Annotated in this window: 15 protein-coding genes and 2 riboswitches; of the genes, 9 read left to right on the top strand and 6 right to left on the bottom strand. The window is 73.8% G+C overall.

Going from position 1 to position 16,176, the window contains the following annotated elements:
• The first annotated feature begins 93 nt into the window (after positions 1–93).
• The gene (locus AB0C17_RS12010) at positions 94–1,320 is read left to right on the top strand and encodes a helix-turn-helix domain-containing protein (protein WP_357384877.1); all 1,227 of its coding nucleotides are present in this window, start codon (positions 94–96) and stop codon (positions 1,318–1,320) included.
• Positions 1,321–1,327: 7 nt separating this feature from the next.
• On the opposite strand, the gene AB0C17_RS12005 is transcribed toward AB0C17_RS12010, so the two are convergent.
• Positions 1,328–1,558: a potassium transporter TrkA gene (locus tag AB0C17_RS12005; protein ID WP_357471194.1), complete on the bottom strand. Its 231-nt coding sequence runs from the start codon at positions 1,556–1,558 to the stop codon at positions 1,328–1,330.
• 450 nt (positions 1,559–2,008) lie between these two features.
• On the opposite strand from AB0C17_RS12005, the gene AB0C17_RS12000 reads away from it, so the two are divergent.
• The 3 genes from AB0C17_RS12000 to AB0C17_RS11990 are packed head-to-tail and all read left to right on the top strand — an operon-like array spanning position 2,009 to position 4,159.
• Positions 2,009–2,854 (top strand): cell shape-determining protein MreB, encoded by an 846-nt coding sequence (locus AB0C17_RS12000; protein WP_357478277.1) that lies wholly within the window; start codon positions 2,009–2,011, stop codon positions 2,852–2,854.
• A complete protein-coding gene (locus tag AB0C17_RS11995) occupies positions 2,851–3,162 on the top strand; it encodes a TraR/DksA C4-type zinc finger protein (RefSeq protein WP_357384871.1) in 312 nt (103 codons plus the stop codon). Before AB0C17_RS12000 ends, AB0C17_RS11995 begins: the two co-directional genes overlap by 4 nt.
• A gap of 49 nt (positions 3,163–3,211) precedes the next feature.
• On the top strand, positions 3,212–4,159 hold the full coding sequence (locus tag AB0C17_RS11990; protein ID WP_357478275.1) for an acyltransferase domain-containing protein: 948 nt from the start codon (positions 3,212–3,214) through the stop codon (positions 4,157–4,159).
• Positions 4,160–4,211: 52 nt separating this feature from the next.
• On the opposite strand, the gene AB0C17_RS11985 is transcribed toward AB0C17_RS11990, so the two are convergent.
• The gene (locus tag AB0C17_RS11985) at positions 4,212–4,769 is read right to left on the bottom strand and encodes an adenylate kinase (protein WP_357384866.1); all 558 of its coding nucleotides are present in this window, start codon (positions 4,767–4,769) and stop codon (positions 4,212–4,214) included.
• A gap of 50 nt (positions 4,770–4,819) precedes the next feature.
• On the bottom strand, positions 4,820–6,043 hold the full coding sequence (locus AB0C17_RS11980; protein WP_357471240.1) for a multidrug effflux MFS transporter: 1,224 nt from the start codon (positions 6,041–6,043) through the stop codon (positions 4,820–4,822).
• Positions 6,044–6,502: 459 nt separating this feature from the next.
• On the opposite strand from AB0C17_RS11980, the gene AB0C17_RS11975 reads away from it, so the two are divergent.
• Positions 6,503–8,140 carry an ABC-F family ATP-binding cassette domain-containing protein gene (locus AB0C17_RS11975; protein WP_357384863.1) on the top strand — a complete coding sequence of 546 codons (1,638 nt, stop codon included), beginning with the start codon at positions 6,503–6,505 and terminating at the stop codon, positions 8,138–8,140.
• A gap of 14 nt (positions 8,141–8,154) precedes the next feature.
• Here the strand turns inward: AB0C17_RS11975 and AB0C17_RS11970 are convergent, their stop codons facing one another.
• Positions 8,155–9,183, bottom strand: coding sequence for a HAMP domain-containing sensor histidine kinase (locus AB0C17_RS11970; protein WP_357384861.1), 1,029 nt, complete (start codon positions 9,181–9,183; stop codon positions 8,155–8,157).
• Entirely contained in the window at positions 9,180–9,878 is a 699-nt protein-coding gene (locus AB0C17_RS11965) for a response regulator transcription factor (protein ID WP_357478273.1), read from the bottom strand. Before AB0C17_RS11965 ends, AB0C17_RS11970 begins: the two co-directional genes overlap by 4 nt.
• Before the next feature lie 101 nt (positions 9,879–9,979).
• On the opposite strand from AB0C17_RS11965, the gene AB0C17_RS11960 reads away from it, so the two are divergent.
• Entirely contained in the window at positions 9,980–10,558 is a 579-nt protein-coding gene (locus AB0C17_RS11960) for a DM13 domain-containing protein (protein ID WP_357478271.1), read from the top strand.
• Positions 10,559–10,582: 24 nt separating this feature from the next.
• Positions 10,583–10,790: riboswitch (cobalamin riboswitch) on the top strand.
• A gap of 130 nt (positions 10,791–10,920) precedes the next feature.
• Positions 10,921–11,433, top strand: a complete 513-nt coding sequence (locus AB0C17_RS11955) for an acyl-CoA thioesterase (RefSeq protein WP_357471208.1) — start codon at positions 10,921–10,923, stop codon at positions 11,431–11,433.
• A gap of 16 nt (positions 11,434–11,449) precedes the next feature.
• Here the strand turns inward: AB0C17_RS11955 and AB0C17_RS11950 are convergent, their stop codons facing one another.
• Entirely contained in the window at positions 11,450–12,301 is an 852-nt protein-coding gene (locus tag AB0C17_RS11950; RefSeq protein WP_357384854.1) for a PrsW family glutamic-type intramembrane protease, read from the bottom strand.
• 121 nt (positions 12,302–12,422) lie between these two features.
• Positions 12,423–12,640, top strand: a riboswitch (cobalamin riboswitch).
• A gap of 177 nt (positions 12,641–12,817) precedes the next feature.
• Here AB0C17_RS11950 and AB0C17_RS11945 point away from each other — a divergent pair.
• Together AB0C17_RS11945 and AB0C17_RS11940 are read left to right on the top strand one after the other, a co-directional pair.
• Positions 12,818–15,127 (top strand): ribonucleoside-diphosphate reductase subunit alpha, encoded by a 2,310-nt coding sequence (locus tag AB0C17_RS11945; RefSeq protein ID WP_357471245.1) that lies wholly within the window; start codon positions 12,818–12,820, stop codon positions 15,125–15,127.
• Entirely contained in the window at positions 15,118–16,146 is a 1,029-nt protein-coding gene (locus AB0C17_RS11940) for a ribonucleotide-diphosphate reductase subunit beta (protein ID WP_357384851.1), read from the top strand. Before AB0C17_RS11945 ends, AB0C17_RS11940 begins: the two co-directional genes overlap by 10 nt.
• The last annotated feature ends 30 nt before the right edge of the window (positions 16,147–16,176 follow it).

The raw sequence follows: 16,176 nt of genomic DNA, 5'->3' as shown, positions 1-16,176 counted from the left end.
ACGGGCCGGTCACGCCCGCCGACGCCGGCCCCGCGGCCTACGCTGGGCGCGGTGGGCCGGCCTCCGGCGCGGGCCCCGCACGGGGGGATCGCGATGACCGACAGCGTCCGCCGGCCAGGTCCGGTCGCGGGCGGCGAGGACGAGCAGTGGCTGGCCGAGGTGGCCCGCGAGGCGGGCGCCGACGCCGGTGGCGTGCCGGTGGAGCTGCTCGGCGACTACCTGCGGCTGCTCACCGACGCGGCGGTGACCGGCCGCCGGCCGCGCCGCGCCGAACTCGACGCGGTCGGCGCGCTGGGCCGGCGCGCGGCCGAGCAGGGGATCTCCGCCGGCCGCGCGGTACGCCTCTACCTGTCCGCGGCGCGGCGCGTCTGGCGGCAACTGCCGCACCTGGACCGGTCCGACGACAGCGAGGCGGTCCGCGCCGCCGCCGACGCCGTCCTGCACGTGGTCGACACCGCGGTGGCCACGCTCGCCGAGGGGTACGCGGTGGCCCGCCGGGAACTCGTCCGGCGCGAGGAGTCACTGCGCCGGGAACTCGTCGACGACCTGCTGCGCGGCGACTCCGACCTGGGCGGCCTGGTGGAGCGGGCCGAGCCGTTCGGCCTGGACCTGGCCCGGGTGCACCAGGTCGCGCTCGCCGCGCCCGGCCGCCGGCTGCCGGACACGGAGGCGGCGATCAGCGCGCTGGAGCGGGTCATCTTCGACCGGCTCGGTGACCGGGACGTGCTGGTGGCGACCAAGGAGGGCCTGCTCGTGGTGATCGCCCCGGCGGACCCGGTGACCGCCGACCGGGGCCGTGACGCCGGCCCGTCCGCGAACCTCGGCACGCTGATGCACGGCGAGCTGGACCGCCTGGTGCGGGGCCGGCCGTGGCAGGTGGCGGTGGGCCGCCCGCATCCCGGCGTCTACGGCATCGCCCGCTCGTACGAGGAGGCCCGGGAGGCGCTGACCACAGCACGCCGCCTGCACAGTGAGGCATCCGTGATCGACGCGCACGACCTGCTGATCTACCGGGTGCTGCTGCGTGACCAGCCCGCCATGGTCGACCTGGTCCGGGCGGTGCTGACGCCGCTGGCCCAGGCACGTGGCGGCGCCGAGCCGCTGCTGGACACGCTCAACGAGTACTTCGCCTGCGGCGAGGTCGCCACCGAGGCCGCCCGGCGGCTGCACGTGTCGGTGCGCACCGTCACCTACCGGCTGGCCCGGATCCGGGCGTTGAGCGGCTACGACCCCGCCGACGCGCGGGACCGGTTCACGCTGCACGCCGCCGTGCTCGGGGCGCGGGCGCTGGACTGGCCGCGCCGGCCGCTGCCGGCGTAGGGCCGGCTCAGGCCGGTACGGCGACCAGCTCCGGGAAACCGAGCAGGTTGGCCAGGGCCGCCGCCTCGTCGCGGGTGAGGGTCAGCGTGACCATGCGGTCCGGGTCGTCCGGGTCGTCGTGGACGACGTCGCGCCGGCCGCCCACCTGGTAGTCGATCACCCCGATGCGACGGCCCTCCTCGGTGACCAGCGTGTGCCGGACCCCGATGCCGGGGAGGGTTGTACGTTCGATGATCACGGGGACCTCCTTCGGACGCGGTCGCCGCGGACCCGCCGGAACCGGCCGGCGTCAGGGCGACGCGGAAGACGTTCGAGCTGCGCTCGCGTTCTCCATGTGTCAACCATAGCCAGGGGGGATGGGGAGATCCGGGTTCCGGCGACCGGCAATCATCGCGCCCGTTGTTGGCCGGTGGCGTGCAGTGCCGCGCGTGCTGTTCCCGGCGACGCTGGAGGTCCGAGGCGGTACCGAGCAGCGAGGAGGTGGTGAGCATGACCCGCACGTCGATGGCTCCACCACCGGCGTTCGCCGTTCTCGTCGCGTCCCGACCTGCGAGCGGCGACCAGAAGCGCGTCTGAAGCCCCCGGCCACCGGCGTCGTCGAGTGAATCCGACGCCCGCGGCCCCGGCCACGCCCCTTCCCCGCACCGTCCACCGCCCGGTTGGGCACCCTGATCCGAAAGAGGTCGGTATGCCGCACCCTGTCACCGCCATTCGCCCGCCGGCCCGTACCGGCATGCTGATCGGCCGTTCCCACGGCAGCCGCCCGTCGGTGACCGTCGACGCGGCGCCGATCGCCGTGGACCTCGGCAGCAGCCTGCTGCGGATCTGGCTGGGACCGGGCCGGACGCTGAGCGTCCCGGTCGGGCACGGCCTGCGCAGCCCGGTCGTCCGGCGCGGGCGGATCGTCGACGGTCCGGCCTGCGTCACCGAGCTGCGCCGGATCCTGCGCGACCACCGCACCCCGGTCCCGGTCGGCGCGCTGGTGGTGGCCTGCCGTCCGGTGCTCGCCGCGCCGGCCGAGCAGGAGGCGGCGCGCCGGGTGCTGACCGCCGTCCTCGCGCCGTCCCGGCTGCTGTTCCTCGACAGCGTCCGGGCGGGCGCCATCGGCGCCGGCGCCGCCGCCGGCACGCTGCTGGTCGCCGACATCGGCGCCCAGCTCAGCGAGGTGGCGCTGCTGGAGGACGGCCGGGTGGTCGCCGCCCGGCGGGCCGACGTCGGCACCCGGGACCTGAACCACACGACGACCGCCGTCATGCTCGCCGACACCACCGCCCGGCTGGTACGCGAGCTGCGGCAGGACGCGGCGCTGCGGCCCCTGGTCCGCGCCGCGCTGACCCGTGGCCCGGTCGTCATCGGCGACGGCGCCACCCGGCCCGACGTGACCGCCCGCCTGGTGGCCACGCTCGGCGCCACGGTCCACCGGGCCGCGTCACCCCGTACCGCGGCGCTGACCGGCGCCGGCATGGCCGCCATCTCGGCCCTGCGCCACCCGCACGACACCCAGCGCCGCCCGGAAAGGAGCGCCACATCATGACGCACGCCCTCAACCGCACCGACACCCTGCGCGAACTGCTCGACCGGCAGTTCGGCGAGTACACCGACCAGCTCACCGAGCTGACGCTGCACACGCGGCAGCCCGGCCACGGCGGCCACGACCCGGACACGCTGCGCCGGCTGATCGAGGTCGCCCGCCAGGGCGTCGCGGACACCGCACAGGCGCTCAAGCGGATGTCCGAGGGCACGTACGGCGTCTGCGAACGCTGCGGGCAGGACATCCCGACCGCCCGCCTGGAGATCCTGCCCTCGGCCCGCTTCTGCGTGCCGTGCCAGCAACGGCGCTGAGCACCGCACGGGGCTGTTAGAGCGGGCGCCGGCCGGTAGCGTCGTCGCCATGGATGTCGACGACGTCGCCGGCCGGCTCGGCGTGCCCGCCGAGGAGGTCGACCGGGTGCGCCGGCTCGCCGGTGACCTGCCCTCCGCGCCGCTGCCCGCCCGGGCGGACGCGCCCGCGCTGCTGGACCGGCTCGCGGTCCGCCCCGACGACGCCGCCGAGATCCTGGCGGGCTGGCCGGAGCCCGGGTCGCCACTGTGGACGCCGGAGCTGCGCTGGCTGCTCGACCGCTCGATCGCCCTGGTCCGCGCCGACCTCGGTGGTTTCGCCTGGCTGCCGCCGGGCCCGGCGCTGCCCCGCGAGCGGGGTCCGGCCTGGCGGCACCTGTACGCCTACGCGTACCTGGCACTGGTCGACGTGGCCCGGGCCTACCACACCGACCACGGCGTGCCCGACGAGGTGTCCTGGACGACGCTCGCCGACCTGGGCAGCAACCTCGCCGTCGACCGGCGGATGAACGGTGAGGGCTGGCCGGTCATCCAGTGCTGGCTGACGCTGCACGCGCGCGGCGGCATCTACGAACTGGGCCGGCTCCAGCACCAGCGCGGCGACGCCGAGGCGATCGAGCTGCACGTCCCGGACTCGGGACCGCTGACCCCGGAGGCGGTCGACGCGTCGCTGGAGCGGGCCCGCGCGTTCTTCCCGCGCCACTTCCCCGACGAGCGCTACACCGCGTTCTCCTGCGGCTCCTGGCTGCTCGACCCGCAGTTGCGCGAATACCTGCCGGAGGACTCCAACATCGTCCGGTTCCAGCGGCGGTTCACAGTGGAGCCCTACCAGGAACTGCCCGGTCTCGACGGCGACACCGAGATGCTGCGGTTCGTGTTCCGCACCCTGGACACGCCGCTGGACCGGCTGCCGCGCCGCACCGTGCTCCAGCGCGCGGTCGTCGACCACATCCGGGCGGGACGCCACTGGCAGTGGCGCCGGGGCCGCTTCCCGATGTAAGTGGACCGAGGGCTTCGGGTGAGCGCCCCCGCGGGCGGGCAGGTCGTTCACGCTAGGCGCCGGGCCGCGGCACCCGCGGTCCTGCCGGCGCGCCCCGGGCCAGCCAGCCGTCGAGGGCGCCCGGGTCGTCGAACAGCAGCACCGGCGGACCGGCCGGGTCGGCCGCCCAGGCCCGCATGCGCCGGCGCGCCCGGCTGAACCCGGTGACGTGCCACACCAGGACCGAGTCGGGAGACAGCACGCTCCCCCAGGACTCCCGGTTGCCGTTGCAGATCTCCTCGCCGCTCGCCAGCCGCCGCCGCGTGCGCCGCAGCAGCCGGCGGAACGAGACCCCACGCGGATAGTCCAGGCCGATCACCAGGTCGGCGCGGCCGAGGACCACGTCCCGCCACCCGTGGTACGCGCCGTCGAGAATCCAGCTGTCGCGCCGGCAGATCGCCTCGATCCGGCGTCGCTGCTCGGCGACCGGCACCTCGACCCAGCCGGGCTCCCACAGCAGATCGTCGACCGGAAACCAGGGCAGGCCGAACCGCTGCGCCAGATGCGCGGCGAGCGTCGACTTGCCGGAACCGTGGATCCCCTCGACCAGGATGCGGGCCGGGACGGTCATGGCAGCAGCGTAGGCACCGCGCGCACCCGCCGCCGATCCGGGCCGTCCGATCAGTGCGCGACAGCGACCGCCGGAGCCGCCTCCAGACCGGCGAGCCGGGACGGCCGGACGACGACCAGCAGCACCACCAGTGCCGCCACCATCCCGCCGGCCACCACCAGGGCCATCGCCACCGCGCCGGTGCCGAGCACACCGACCAGCGGCGCCGCCACCGCGCCCACGCCGAACTGCACGGCGCCGAGCAGGGCGGACGCGGTGCCGGCCGCCTCACCGTGGCGGGACAGGGCCAGCGCCGGGGCGTTCGGCATGGCCAGGCCCGCTGCCGCCAGCACCAGCCACAGCGACACCAGCAGGGCGGGCAGCCCGCCGAAGCCGGTCGCGGCGAACACCACCAGGGCCAGCCCGGCCACCGTGCCCGCCACCAGCGAGGTCAGCAGGATCCACTGCGACGGGTAGCGGCGCAGCAGCCGCACGTTGTACTGGGTGGCGCCGATCAGGCCCACCGCGCCCGCGCCGAACGCCAGGCCGAACTGCTGCTCGTCGAGCCCGTACCCGTCCTGCAGCACGAACGACGACCCCGCGACGTACGCGAACAGCGCCGCCATGGCCAGTCCGGCGACCAGGACCAGGCCGACGAAGACCCGGTCCCGCAGCAGCCCGCCGTACGTCATCACGGTCGCGACGACTCCACCGCGCTGGCGGCGCGCGGGCGGCAGTGTCTCGGGCAGGGCGACAGTGGCCAGCACGACGAGCAGCACCCCGAATACGGCAAGGACCACGAAGACGCCCCGCCAGTCGGTCCACCGCAGCACGCCGCCGCCCAGCGTCGGGGCGAGGACCGGCGCCGCACCCATCACCAGCAGCAGCCGGGACAGCAGGGTGGCGAACGCCGCCCCGCTGAACAGGTCACGCACCACCGCCATCGCCACCACCGCGGTCGCGGCGACACCGAGGCCCTGCACGACGCGCAGGACGCCGAGGACGGCGATGTTCGGGGCGACCACGCACAGCGCCGACGCCACGATGTGCAGCAGGAGGCCGGCGATCAGCGGGCGGCGCCGCCCGATCGCGTCCGACAGCGGCCCGATCAGCAACTGCCCGACGGCCAGCCCGGCGAGCGTGCCGGTGAGCGTCAACTGGACCGCCGCCGACGTGGTCGCGAAGTCCGTGACGATGGCGGGCAGCGCGGGCAGGTACATGTCGATCGTCAGCGGACCCACAGCGATCAGCGAGCCGAGGACCAGCACGAGCTTGAGCCGCTGGCCCCGGCTCATCAGGTCGCCCGGGGTGGGTGTCGGGGTGGCATCGGTCGTCTGGGGGATCTCCGCCCGGTCGGCGTGCGCCCGGGCGGAAGAGGGTGCGGCACTCACACCCTGAGTCAAATGCGCCTCCGGTGATCACATTCCCGTCTCGGCGAGAGGTAACGCAGGTCACGCCGGTCGCCGGCACCGCCGGACGACGGCCGTACCCACCCGTGGGCACGGTCGGTGCTACCGTGAACCCGACCGGTCCGAGCGCGCAGATCGCAGCGGGAAGACGCGCAGATCGCACAGCGGTGACGCGCAGATCGCACAGGGAGAGCAGACATGGCGGGTGACGACGACATCTCCGGGTGAGCCCGGAGACGCGACCGACCGCAGGCGAGCGCCGTGGTCGTCCCGTCGTTCCCTCGTGACCATGTCCCCCGCCGGGCGGATCCGGTCCGCCCGCCCGTACGTCGAGGTCGTCGCCCGATGTCCGATTCCTTTGTCGTCTGCTCGAACCTGACCTTCTCCTGGCCGGACGACACGCCGGTCTTCCAGAACCTCTCCTTCACCCTCGGCGGCGGCCGGACCGGCCTGGTCGCGCCGAACGGCGCCGGCAAGAGCACGCTGCTGCGGCTGATCGCCGGCGAGTACCGCCCGGCCGCCGGGTCGGTGACCGTCGACGGCGTCCTGGGCTACCTCCCGCAGAGCCTGCCGCTGGCCGCCGGCCTCACCGTGGCCGAGGTGCTGGAGATCGCCCCGCTGATCGCGGCACTGCACGCCATCGAAGCCGGTGACGCCGACGAGAGGCACTTCACCACGATCGGCGCCGACTGGGACATCGAGGAGCGCACCCGCGCGCAACTCGACCGGCTCGGCCTCGGCGACCTGGCCTTCGACCGGCCCCTGGGCACGCTCAGCGGTGGTCAGGTGGTCTCCCTCGGCCTGGCGGCGCAGCTGCTCAAGCAGCCCGACGTGCTGCTGCTGGACGAGCCGACGAACAACCTCGACCTCGACGCCCGGCACCGGCTGCACGACGTGCTGGAGCAGTGGCATGGCTGCCTGCTGCTGGTCAGCCACGACCGGGCACTGCTGGACCGGATGGACCGCATCGCCGAACTCGAACGCGGTGAGCTGCGCTTCCACGGCGGGAACTTCACCTCGTACGAGGCGGCCGTGCGGGCCGCGCAGGAGGTGGCGGAGAAGAACGTGCGCAGCGCCGAACAGGAGCTCAAGCGGGAGAAGCGGGAGTTGCAGGAGGCCCGCGAGCGGGCGGCCCGGCGGGCCGGGAACGCGGCCCGCAACCTGAAGAACGCGGGCCTGCCGAGGATCGTCGCCGGTGGCATGAAGCGGGACGCGCAGGTGTCCGCGGGCAAGGCGAACGAGATGCACTCCGGGCGGGTCGACGACGCCCGGGCGCGGCTGGACGAGGCCGAGCGGGCGCTGCGCAACGAGAAGACGATCACCGTGGAGCTGCCCGCCACCACCGTGCCGGCCGGGCGCACGCTGCTCACCGTCGAGGGCGTGCGGGTCCGGCACGGCGGCCGCCCACTGTTCGCCGCCGGCGGTGTCGACCTGACGATCCGGGGCCCGGAGCGGATCGCCCTGCTCGGTGCCAACGGCGCGGGCAAGTCCACGCTGCTGCGCCTGATCGACGGTGACCTGGAACCGGAGAGCGGCCGGATCACGCGCGCCGAGGGCCGGATCGCGTACCTGTCGCAGCGCCTGGACCTGCTCGACCTGGACCGTACCGTCGCGGAGAATCTCGCCGCGTTCGCGCCGCGGGCCCCTGACGCGCGGCGGATGAACCTGCTCGCCCGCTTCCTGTTCCGCGGCCCGCGGGCGCACCTTCCGGTCGGGGTGCTCTCCGGCGGTGAGCGGCTGCGCGCCACCCTCGCGTGCGTGCTGGGCGCCGAACCGGCGCCGCAGCTGCTCCTGCTCGACGAGCCGACGAACAACCTCGACCTGGTCAGCGTCAGCCAGTTGGAGAGCGCGCTGCACGCCTACCGGGGCGCGTTGCTGGTGGTCAGCCACGACGAGCGGTTCCTCGCCGCGATCGACGTCGGCCGCTGGTTGCGCCTGGCCGACGGGCGCCTGACGGAGACCGGTCCCCCGGCCGCCGCCTGACCAGCCCGGCCCGGTCAGGCGGCCGGCAGGCGGACGACGAACCGACACCCGCCGGTGACGTTGTGCGCGTGCACCCGCCCGCCGTGCGCCTCGACCAGCCCGCGCACGATCGCCAGACCCAGCCCGCCGCCGGCCGGCGCCGCCTCGTCGTCGCCGGCCGGTGCCGGGGTACGGGCCCGGGTGCCCCGGAACGCCACGTCGAACACCCGGGGCAGGTCCGCCTCGGGGATGCCGCCGCAGGTGTCGGAGACGGCGAGCCACGCGTCGTCGGCCTCCCGGCCGGCATCGACACGCACCGTGCCGTCCGGCGGCGTGTACCGCACCGAGTTGACCAGCAGGTTCGTCACGACGCGGGCGAGTTCGGCCTCGGCTGCCCGGACCGTCGGCCAGCCGGTCTCGGGGGCGAGCACCCGGACCCGCCGGTCGGCGGCCAGCGGCGCGGTGGCGGCGATCGCGTCGGAGACCACGTCGCCGAGCGGCACCGGGGACAGCGCGGGCCGCAGCGCTCCGGCGTTGATCCGGGACAGCTCGAACAGGTCGTCGACAAGGCGCGTCATCCGGTCCGTCTCGACCCGGATCCGGTGGTGGTACTCGGCCACCGCCCCCGGCTCGTCGACCACCCGGTCCTCCAGCGCCTCCGCCATCGCCCGCAGTCCGGCCAGCGGCGTACGCAGATCGTGCGAGACCCAGGCGACCAGCTCGCGGCGGCCGGCCTCCAGCTGCCGCTCCCGCTGCCGGGCCTGGTCGGCCCAGACCGCCGCCTGCGCCAGCCGCCGGGCGAACGCCACCCCGACGGCCAGGCTCACCGCCGCCGACGCCGCGACCGTCACGAGGACGACCTGGAGGTCGTGCGCGGACAGGAACATGGCCTGGGCGACGGCGGTGACGCCCGCCGTCACCGAGGCGATGGTGACCGCGAGCAGCACCGCGATGTGCGCGAGGATCGACCGGTGGCGCACCAGCCGCAGCGCTCCGGCGCCGAGCGCGCCGACGACCGCTCCGGCGAGCAGGGCGTAGAACCCGATGACCAGCAGCTCGTTCACCGGGGCGCGTCCTGCGGCTCGTACCGGTAGCCGACGCCCCAGACGGTGACGATGCGGCGGGGCTGCGCGGCCCGCTCCTCGATCTTCTCCCGCAGCCGCCGCACGTGGACCGTGACTGTGGACTGGTCGCCGAACCGCCAGCCCCACACGCGGTCCAGCAGCTCGGCCCGCGACCAGGCCCGTCCCGGGTTCGCCAGCAGGAAGGCGAGCAGGTCGAACTCCCGTACGGTCAGCGCCAGCTGCTGCCCGGCGCGCTCGGCGACCCGCCGGTCGGTGTCCGCGGTGAGGTCACCGTCGCGCAGCACCCCCGACGGCCCCCGGTCCTGCGGGGCCGTGCGCCGCAGCACCGACCTGATGCGCAGCACCAGCTCGCGCGGCGAGAACGGTTTGGTCACGTAGTCGTCCGCGCCGACCTCCAGCCCGGCGACGCGGTCGGCCTCGTCGCCGAGCGCGGTGAGCATGACGACCGGCAGGCCGGGCAGCCGGCGCCGCAGCCGCCGGCACACCTCGATGCCGTCGAGGCCCGGCATCATCAAATCGAGGACCACCAGGTCGGGCGGCTCCTCCTCGGCCGCGGCGAGCGCGTCCGGCCCGTCGAAGGAGAGCCGGACCCGGCAGCCGTCCTGTTCCAGGTAGCGCCGGACGACGTCGCTGACCGTCCGGTCGTCGTCGACGACGAGCACGTAGCGCCCCATGGGCCAGACGCTACCCATCGGCGGCCCGGAGCGGCGGCCCGCGGGCGAGCCGTAAGCGGACGGAAAGATCTTTCCGCCGGGTACGCGCCTAGCGTCACGGCATGGGCAGAAGACGTGTGGTGCTGTCAGTGCTGGCCGTCACCGGTCTCGGGGTGAGCCTGTACCTGTTCCAGCCGTGGCGGCTGGCGACCGACCGCGAGGTACGCGAGACGCTGCCGACCGTGGCGGAGCCGCAGCCGGCCGGCACGACCGGCCCGCCGGCTTCCGGCACGGCCGGCCCGTCGCCGACCGGCGCTACGCCCGCCGACGTGGTGCTCGCCGCCGGTGACTTCGTCACCCACGAGCACGACACGTCCGGCCGGGCGCAGCTCGTCCGCCTCGCCGACGGCCGCCGTCAGCTGCTCCTGCGCGGACTGGACACCTCGGACGGCCCCGACCTGCGGGTCTGGCTCACCGACCGGAAGGTGCGGTCCGGCCGGGCGGGCTGGCAGGTGTTCGACGACGGCCGCTTCGTCGAACTGGGCCGGCTCAAGGGCAACATCGGCGACCAGGCGTACGACATCCCCGCGTCGGTGGACCTGGACGGCTTGCGCAGCGTGTCGATCTGGTGCAAGCGGTTCGCCGTGTCGTTCGGCGCGGCGCCACTGGCTCCGGCGGGGACGGGAGCAACGCCGTCCTGATGACCGTGCCGGCCGGCACTGGGCTACGCTGCGGGAAGCGCTGGTTCACCCGGTCGGCGACGGCCGGGTGTCGTAAGAGGGAACCCGGTGGAAGTCCGGGGCTGCCCCGCAGCGGTGAGTGGGAACGACAGCCGTCAACAGCACTGGGCCACGGCCTGGGAAGCGACGGCCAGTAGGCGACCTCGTGTCACGCCCGCGAGTCCGAAGACCTGCCCGCGTCGCGCGTACCACCGGTGCGCGCCGCCGTCGACCTCGCGGGTGGGTCGGGCGGGTGACACGCCGCAGGCAGGGCCGTCGGCGTGTCCTCGACGTGCACGCCCCGGCCGGTCGGCGGTCCGCTTCTGCGAGGACGGAACCGCACAGTGCCCGACACCATCACGCTCACCGGCCGACCACCGTCGGCCTCGCACCTGACCCTGTCGCAGATCATGGACCAGCACCACACCAACCTGATGGGCACGGTCCACGGCGGGCGCATCCTCAACCTGATCGACTCGGTCGCCGGGGTGGTCGCCGCCCGCCACTCCGACGGACCGGCCGTCACCGCCGCCATCGACGAGACCGCGTTCCTGCGCGCGGTACGCGTCGGGGACGTGGTGCACGTGGACGCCCGGATCACCTGGGCCGGCCGCAGCTCGATGGAGGTGGCGGTGAAGGTCAGCGCGGACCGGTGGGACCGCGCGGTGCCGCCGGTGGACGTGGCGACCGCGCACCTGGTGATGGTGGCGGTGGACGACGACGGGCAGCCCCGGCCGGTGCCGCCGCTGCACACCGAGACCGACGGCGACCGGCGGCGCTACCGGGAGGCGCAGATCCGGCGCGAACACCGGCTGGCGCTGCGCCGGGCGCTGCTCGACGGCGCCGGGGAGGTCTGAGCCGGCCGCGTCCGGCTCAGGCGGCCTGCGCCGCCATCTCCCGGGGCGACGGCACGGCCGGCGTCACGGGTGGGGCCGGCGTCCCCGGCGTGACCGGCGTCCGGGGTGGGGACGGCCGCTCGCGGTCCAGATGCAGGCGCAGCAGCATCCAGCCCAGCGACACGCCGCCGATGAACACGTACGCGGGCTGCGTGCCCAACGTGTCCCAGCAGGTGTGCAGCGTGACCACCGCGGCGAAGGTGAGCAGGAACGCCGCCAGCCTCCGGCCGCCGGGCGCGGCGGCGAACGTGAACAACGCGGCGGCGGTCAGCCCGGTCCAGGCCAGGTGCGCGGCGGGCGCGGTGAGCCCACGCACCAGCAGTGTCCGCTCGACCGCGCCGAGGCTGCCCTGCGACCCGACGAACGCGGTGAACGCGTAGCCCATGGTCTCCAGCGCGGCGAACCCGGCGCCGGCGGCCACACCGAGCACCAACCCCTGCGCCGGGGTCCGGTGCCGTCCCCACAGCAGCAGGACGCCCGCCGGCACGATCAGCTTCGCGGTCTCCTCGGCCAGCCCGACGAGCGCCATCGGCAGGACGCCGAGGTGGTTCAGCGTGTCGTACTCCAGCCATCCGGCGGCGACCACGCCGATCACGCCGCCGAGGAGCGCGGCGAGGCCGACGAGGGCGCCGGGGAGCGGGCGGCGGGCCGGCCGCCCCTGGACGAAGGCCAGGAACGTGGCGGGCGCGACGGACGCGCCCAGCACGATCAGCGCCGGTACGAACGTGGTGGCACCGGTGCCACTCAGTGTCTCCAGCACCAGCAGGTGGAGCCCGACGCCGACAACCAGGACCGCTACCCACGCCCAGCGGCGCCCGGCATTCCCCATGGCGCCGAGTATTCCGCCCGGCGAAATGTGCCGGAAACCGGGGTAGGCACTGTGGACGGTGAGATCGAGCCGACACGCGGACACGACATCTGGTGTTGCCATCCAGCCATCACCGCCATATATGGTGTCTTCCGTAGCTGGTTCGGCCGGGCCTTCACTGGTCCGTCCGAGGCAAGAGGGAACCCGGTGGGAATCCGGGACTGCCCCGCAGCGGTGAGTGGGAACGACAGCCGTCAACAGCACTGGGCCATTGGCCTGGGAAGCGACGGCCAGTAGGCGACCGGCAAACGCCGGTCGGGCCCGCGAGTCCGAAGACCTGCCAGCGCGCCGTGCGCTCCCGCGTACGGCGGTCGGAGGTCGCGCGGGACGACCGACGCCAGCAGCCGGGCCGGCCGTGCGCCGCGCCCGTTGGCGTCTCCCGCCGTCTCCAGACGGTGACAGCGAGGAGAGGTCATGACTGTCGTGCAGGAGAGTCCCCCGTCCACCGCCGGCGGGTCCGAGCCCCGCCGGCCGGCGATGCGGGTACGCAAGCGGGACGGCGACACCGAGCCGGTGGACGTCGGCAAGATCGTCCGGGCGGTCGAGCGCTGGGTCGCGGACCTGGACGAGGTGGACCCGCTGCGGGTGGCCACGAAGACGATCAGCGGGCTCTACGACGGTGCGACCACCGCCGAACTGGACCGGTTGTCGATCCAGACCGCGGCGGAGCTGATCGGCGAGGAGCCGCAGTACTCGAAGCTGGCGGCGCGGCTGCTGGCCGCGTACGTGGACAAGGAGGTCCGCGGGCAGGGCGTGGCGAGCTTCAGCCAGTCGATCGCGTACGCGCACGGGCTGGGACTGATCGGCGACGAGACGGCCGCGTTCGTGGCCCGGCACGCCCGCAAGCTCGACGACGCCGTGGACCCGGACGGTGACCTGCGGTTCGAGTACTTCGGACTGCGCACGGTGGCGGACCGCTACCTGCTGCGGCACCCGCTGTCGCGGCTGGTGGTGGAGGCGCCGCAGTACTGGCTGCTGCGGGTGGCCTGCGGGCTGTCCCGCACCCCGGGCGAGGCGGTCGGCTTCTACCGCCTGATGTCCAGCCTGGCCTATCTGCCCAGCTCCCCCACGCTGTTCAACTCCGGCACCCGGCACACCCAGATGTCGTCGTGCTTCCTGGTCGACTCGCCGCGCGACGAGCTTGACTCGATCTACGAGCGGTACCACCAGGTGGCGAAGCTGTCGAAGTTCTCCGGCGGCATCGGCATCTCCTGGTCGCGGGTGCGCGGCCGGGGCGCGCTGATCCGGGGCACCAACGGCCGGTCCAACGGCATCGTGCCGTTCCTCAAGACCCTCGACGCCGGGGTGGCCGCGGTCAACCAGGGCGGTCGGCGCAAGGGCGCGGCCTGCGTCTACCTGGAGCCGTGGCACCCGGACGTGGAGGAGTTCCTGGAGCTGCGGGACAACACCGGCGAGGAGTCCCGGCGTACGCACAACCTCAACCTGGCCAACTGGATCCCGGACGAGTTCATGCGCCGGGTCGAGGCCGACGGCGAGTGGTCGCTGGTCGACCCGTCGGACGCCCCGGAGCTGCCCGACCTGTACGGCGAGGCGTTCGACGCCGCGTACCGGGCGGCGGAGAAGAACGCGGTCCGCACGGTCCGGGCCCGGGACCTGTACGGCCGGATGATGCGCACGCTCGCGCAGACCGGAAACGGCTGGATGACGTTCAAGGACGCCGCGAACCGGCTGTCCAACCAGACCGGCGAGCCGGGCAACGTGATCCACCTGTCCAACCTGTGCACCGAGATCCTGGAGGTGAACGACGACACCGAGACGGCCGTGTGCAACCTCGGCTCGGTGAACCTCGGCGCGCACGTCACCGCCGACGGGGTGGACTGGGAACGGCTGCGTGCCACGGTGCGCACGGCAGTGGTCTTCCTCGACCGGGTGATCGACATCAACTACTACCCGGCCGGGCAGGCGGCGGCGTCGAACCCGCGCTGGCGGCCGGTCGGGCTCGGGCTGATGGGGTTGCAGGACGCGTTCTTCACGCTGCGCCTGCCGTTCGACTCCCCGGAGGCGAAGGAGCTGTCCACCCGCGTGCAGGAGGAGATCCTGCTGACCGCGCTGGAGACCTCCACCGGGCTGGCCGAACGGTACGGCCCGCATCCGGCGTACCCGCAGACCCGGGCCGCCAAGGGTGACCTGCACCCGGACCTGTGGGGCGCGGAGCCGGCGCAGACCGGACGGTGGGCGGCGCTGCGCGAGCGGATCGCCGCCCACGGGCTGCGAAACTCGCTGCTGGTGGCGATCGCGCCGACCGCCACCATCGCCTCCATCGCCGGCTGCTACGAGTGCGTCGAGCCGCAGGTGTCCAACCTGTTCAAGCGCGAGACCATGTCCGGGGAGTTCCTCCAGGTCAACACGTACCTGGTGCGGGAGCTGAAGGCGCGCGGGCTGTGGACGCCGCAGGTCCGCGACCGGATCAAGCGGGCCGAGGGCTCGGTGCAGGACATCGCCGAGCTGCCCGCGCCGGTGCGGGAGCTGTTCCGCACCGCCTGGGAGCTGCCGCAACGGGCGCTTATCGACCTGGCCGCCGCGCGTGCGCCCTTCGTCGACCAGTCCCAGTCGCTGAACCTGTTCCTGAGCGCGCCGACCATCGGCAAGCTCTCCTCGATGTACCTGTACGCCTGGAAGGCCGGGTTGAAGACCACCTACTACCTGCGTTCCCGTCCCGCCACCCGCATCCAGCAGGCCACCGTCGCGCCGGTCTCCGCCGTGCGCGACGACGAGGCGCTGGCCTGTTCCCTGGAGAACCCCGAGAGCTGCGAGGCATGCCAGTGACCACCACCGCGCCGACCCGGCACATGCTGCTCGACCCCGGCATGGACCTGACCCTGCGGCCGATGCGCTACCCGCGCTTCTTCGACCGCTTCAAGGACGCCATCAGGAACACCTGGACGGTCGAGGAGGTGGACCTGCACTCGGACCTCGCCGACCTGGCGAAGCTGTCCCCGGCCGAACGGCACCTGGTGTCGCGGCTGGTGGCGTTCTTCGCCACCGGCGACACCATCGTCGCGAACAACCTGGTGCTCAACCTCTACCAGCACGTCAACTCGCCCGAGGGCCGGCTCTACCTGTCCCGGCAGCTGTTCGAGGAGGCGGTGCACGTCCAGTTCTACCTGAACCTGCTCGACACGTACGTGCCGGACGAGAAGGAACGGTTCGCCGCGTTCGCGGCGGTGGAGAACATCCCGTCGATCGCCCGCAAGGCCGAGTTCTGCTTCCGGTGGATCGACTCCGTCTTCGAGCTGCGGGAGCTGCGGACCCGCGCGGACCGGCGGGCGTTCCTGCTCAACCTGATCTGCTTCGCCGCGTGTATCGAGGGCCTGTTCTTCTACGGCGCGTTCGCCTACGTCTACTTCCTGCGCTCCCGGGGCCTGCTCAACGGGCTGGCCTCCGGCACCAACTGGGTGTTCCGCGACGAGTCGATGCACATGGCGTTCGCCTTCGACGTGGTGGAGACCGTACGCGCCGAGGAGCCGGACCTGTTCGACGACGAGATGGAACGCCAGGTCAGGGAGATGCTGGCCGAGGCGGTGGAGTGCGAGGTGAGCTTCGCCGAGGACCTGCTCGGGCAGGGCGTGCCGGGGATGTCGCCGGCGGACATGCGCGCGTACCTCCAGCACGTGGCCGACCGGCGCCTGGCCGTGCTCGGCATCGCGCCGATGTACGGCAGCGCCAACCCGTTCGCGTTCATGGAGTTGCAGGACGTGCAGGAGCTGTCCAACTTCTTCGAGCGCCGGGTCTCGGCGTACCAGGTCGGCGTGACCGGCAGCGTGACCTTCGACGACGACTTCTGACCGGGCCGCGACACGACGGAGCCGGCAGGC

This window comes from Micromonospora sp. NPDC048887 (assembly GCF_040649715.1).
GTDB lineage: Bacteria > Actinomycetota > Actinomycetes > Mycobacteriales > Micromonosporaceae > Micromonospora.
The sequence above is the reverse complement of the archived record's forward strand: the minus strand, read 5'-3'. Positions and strand labels throughout refer to the sequence as shown.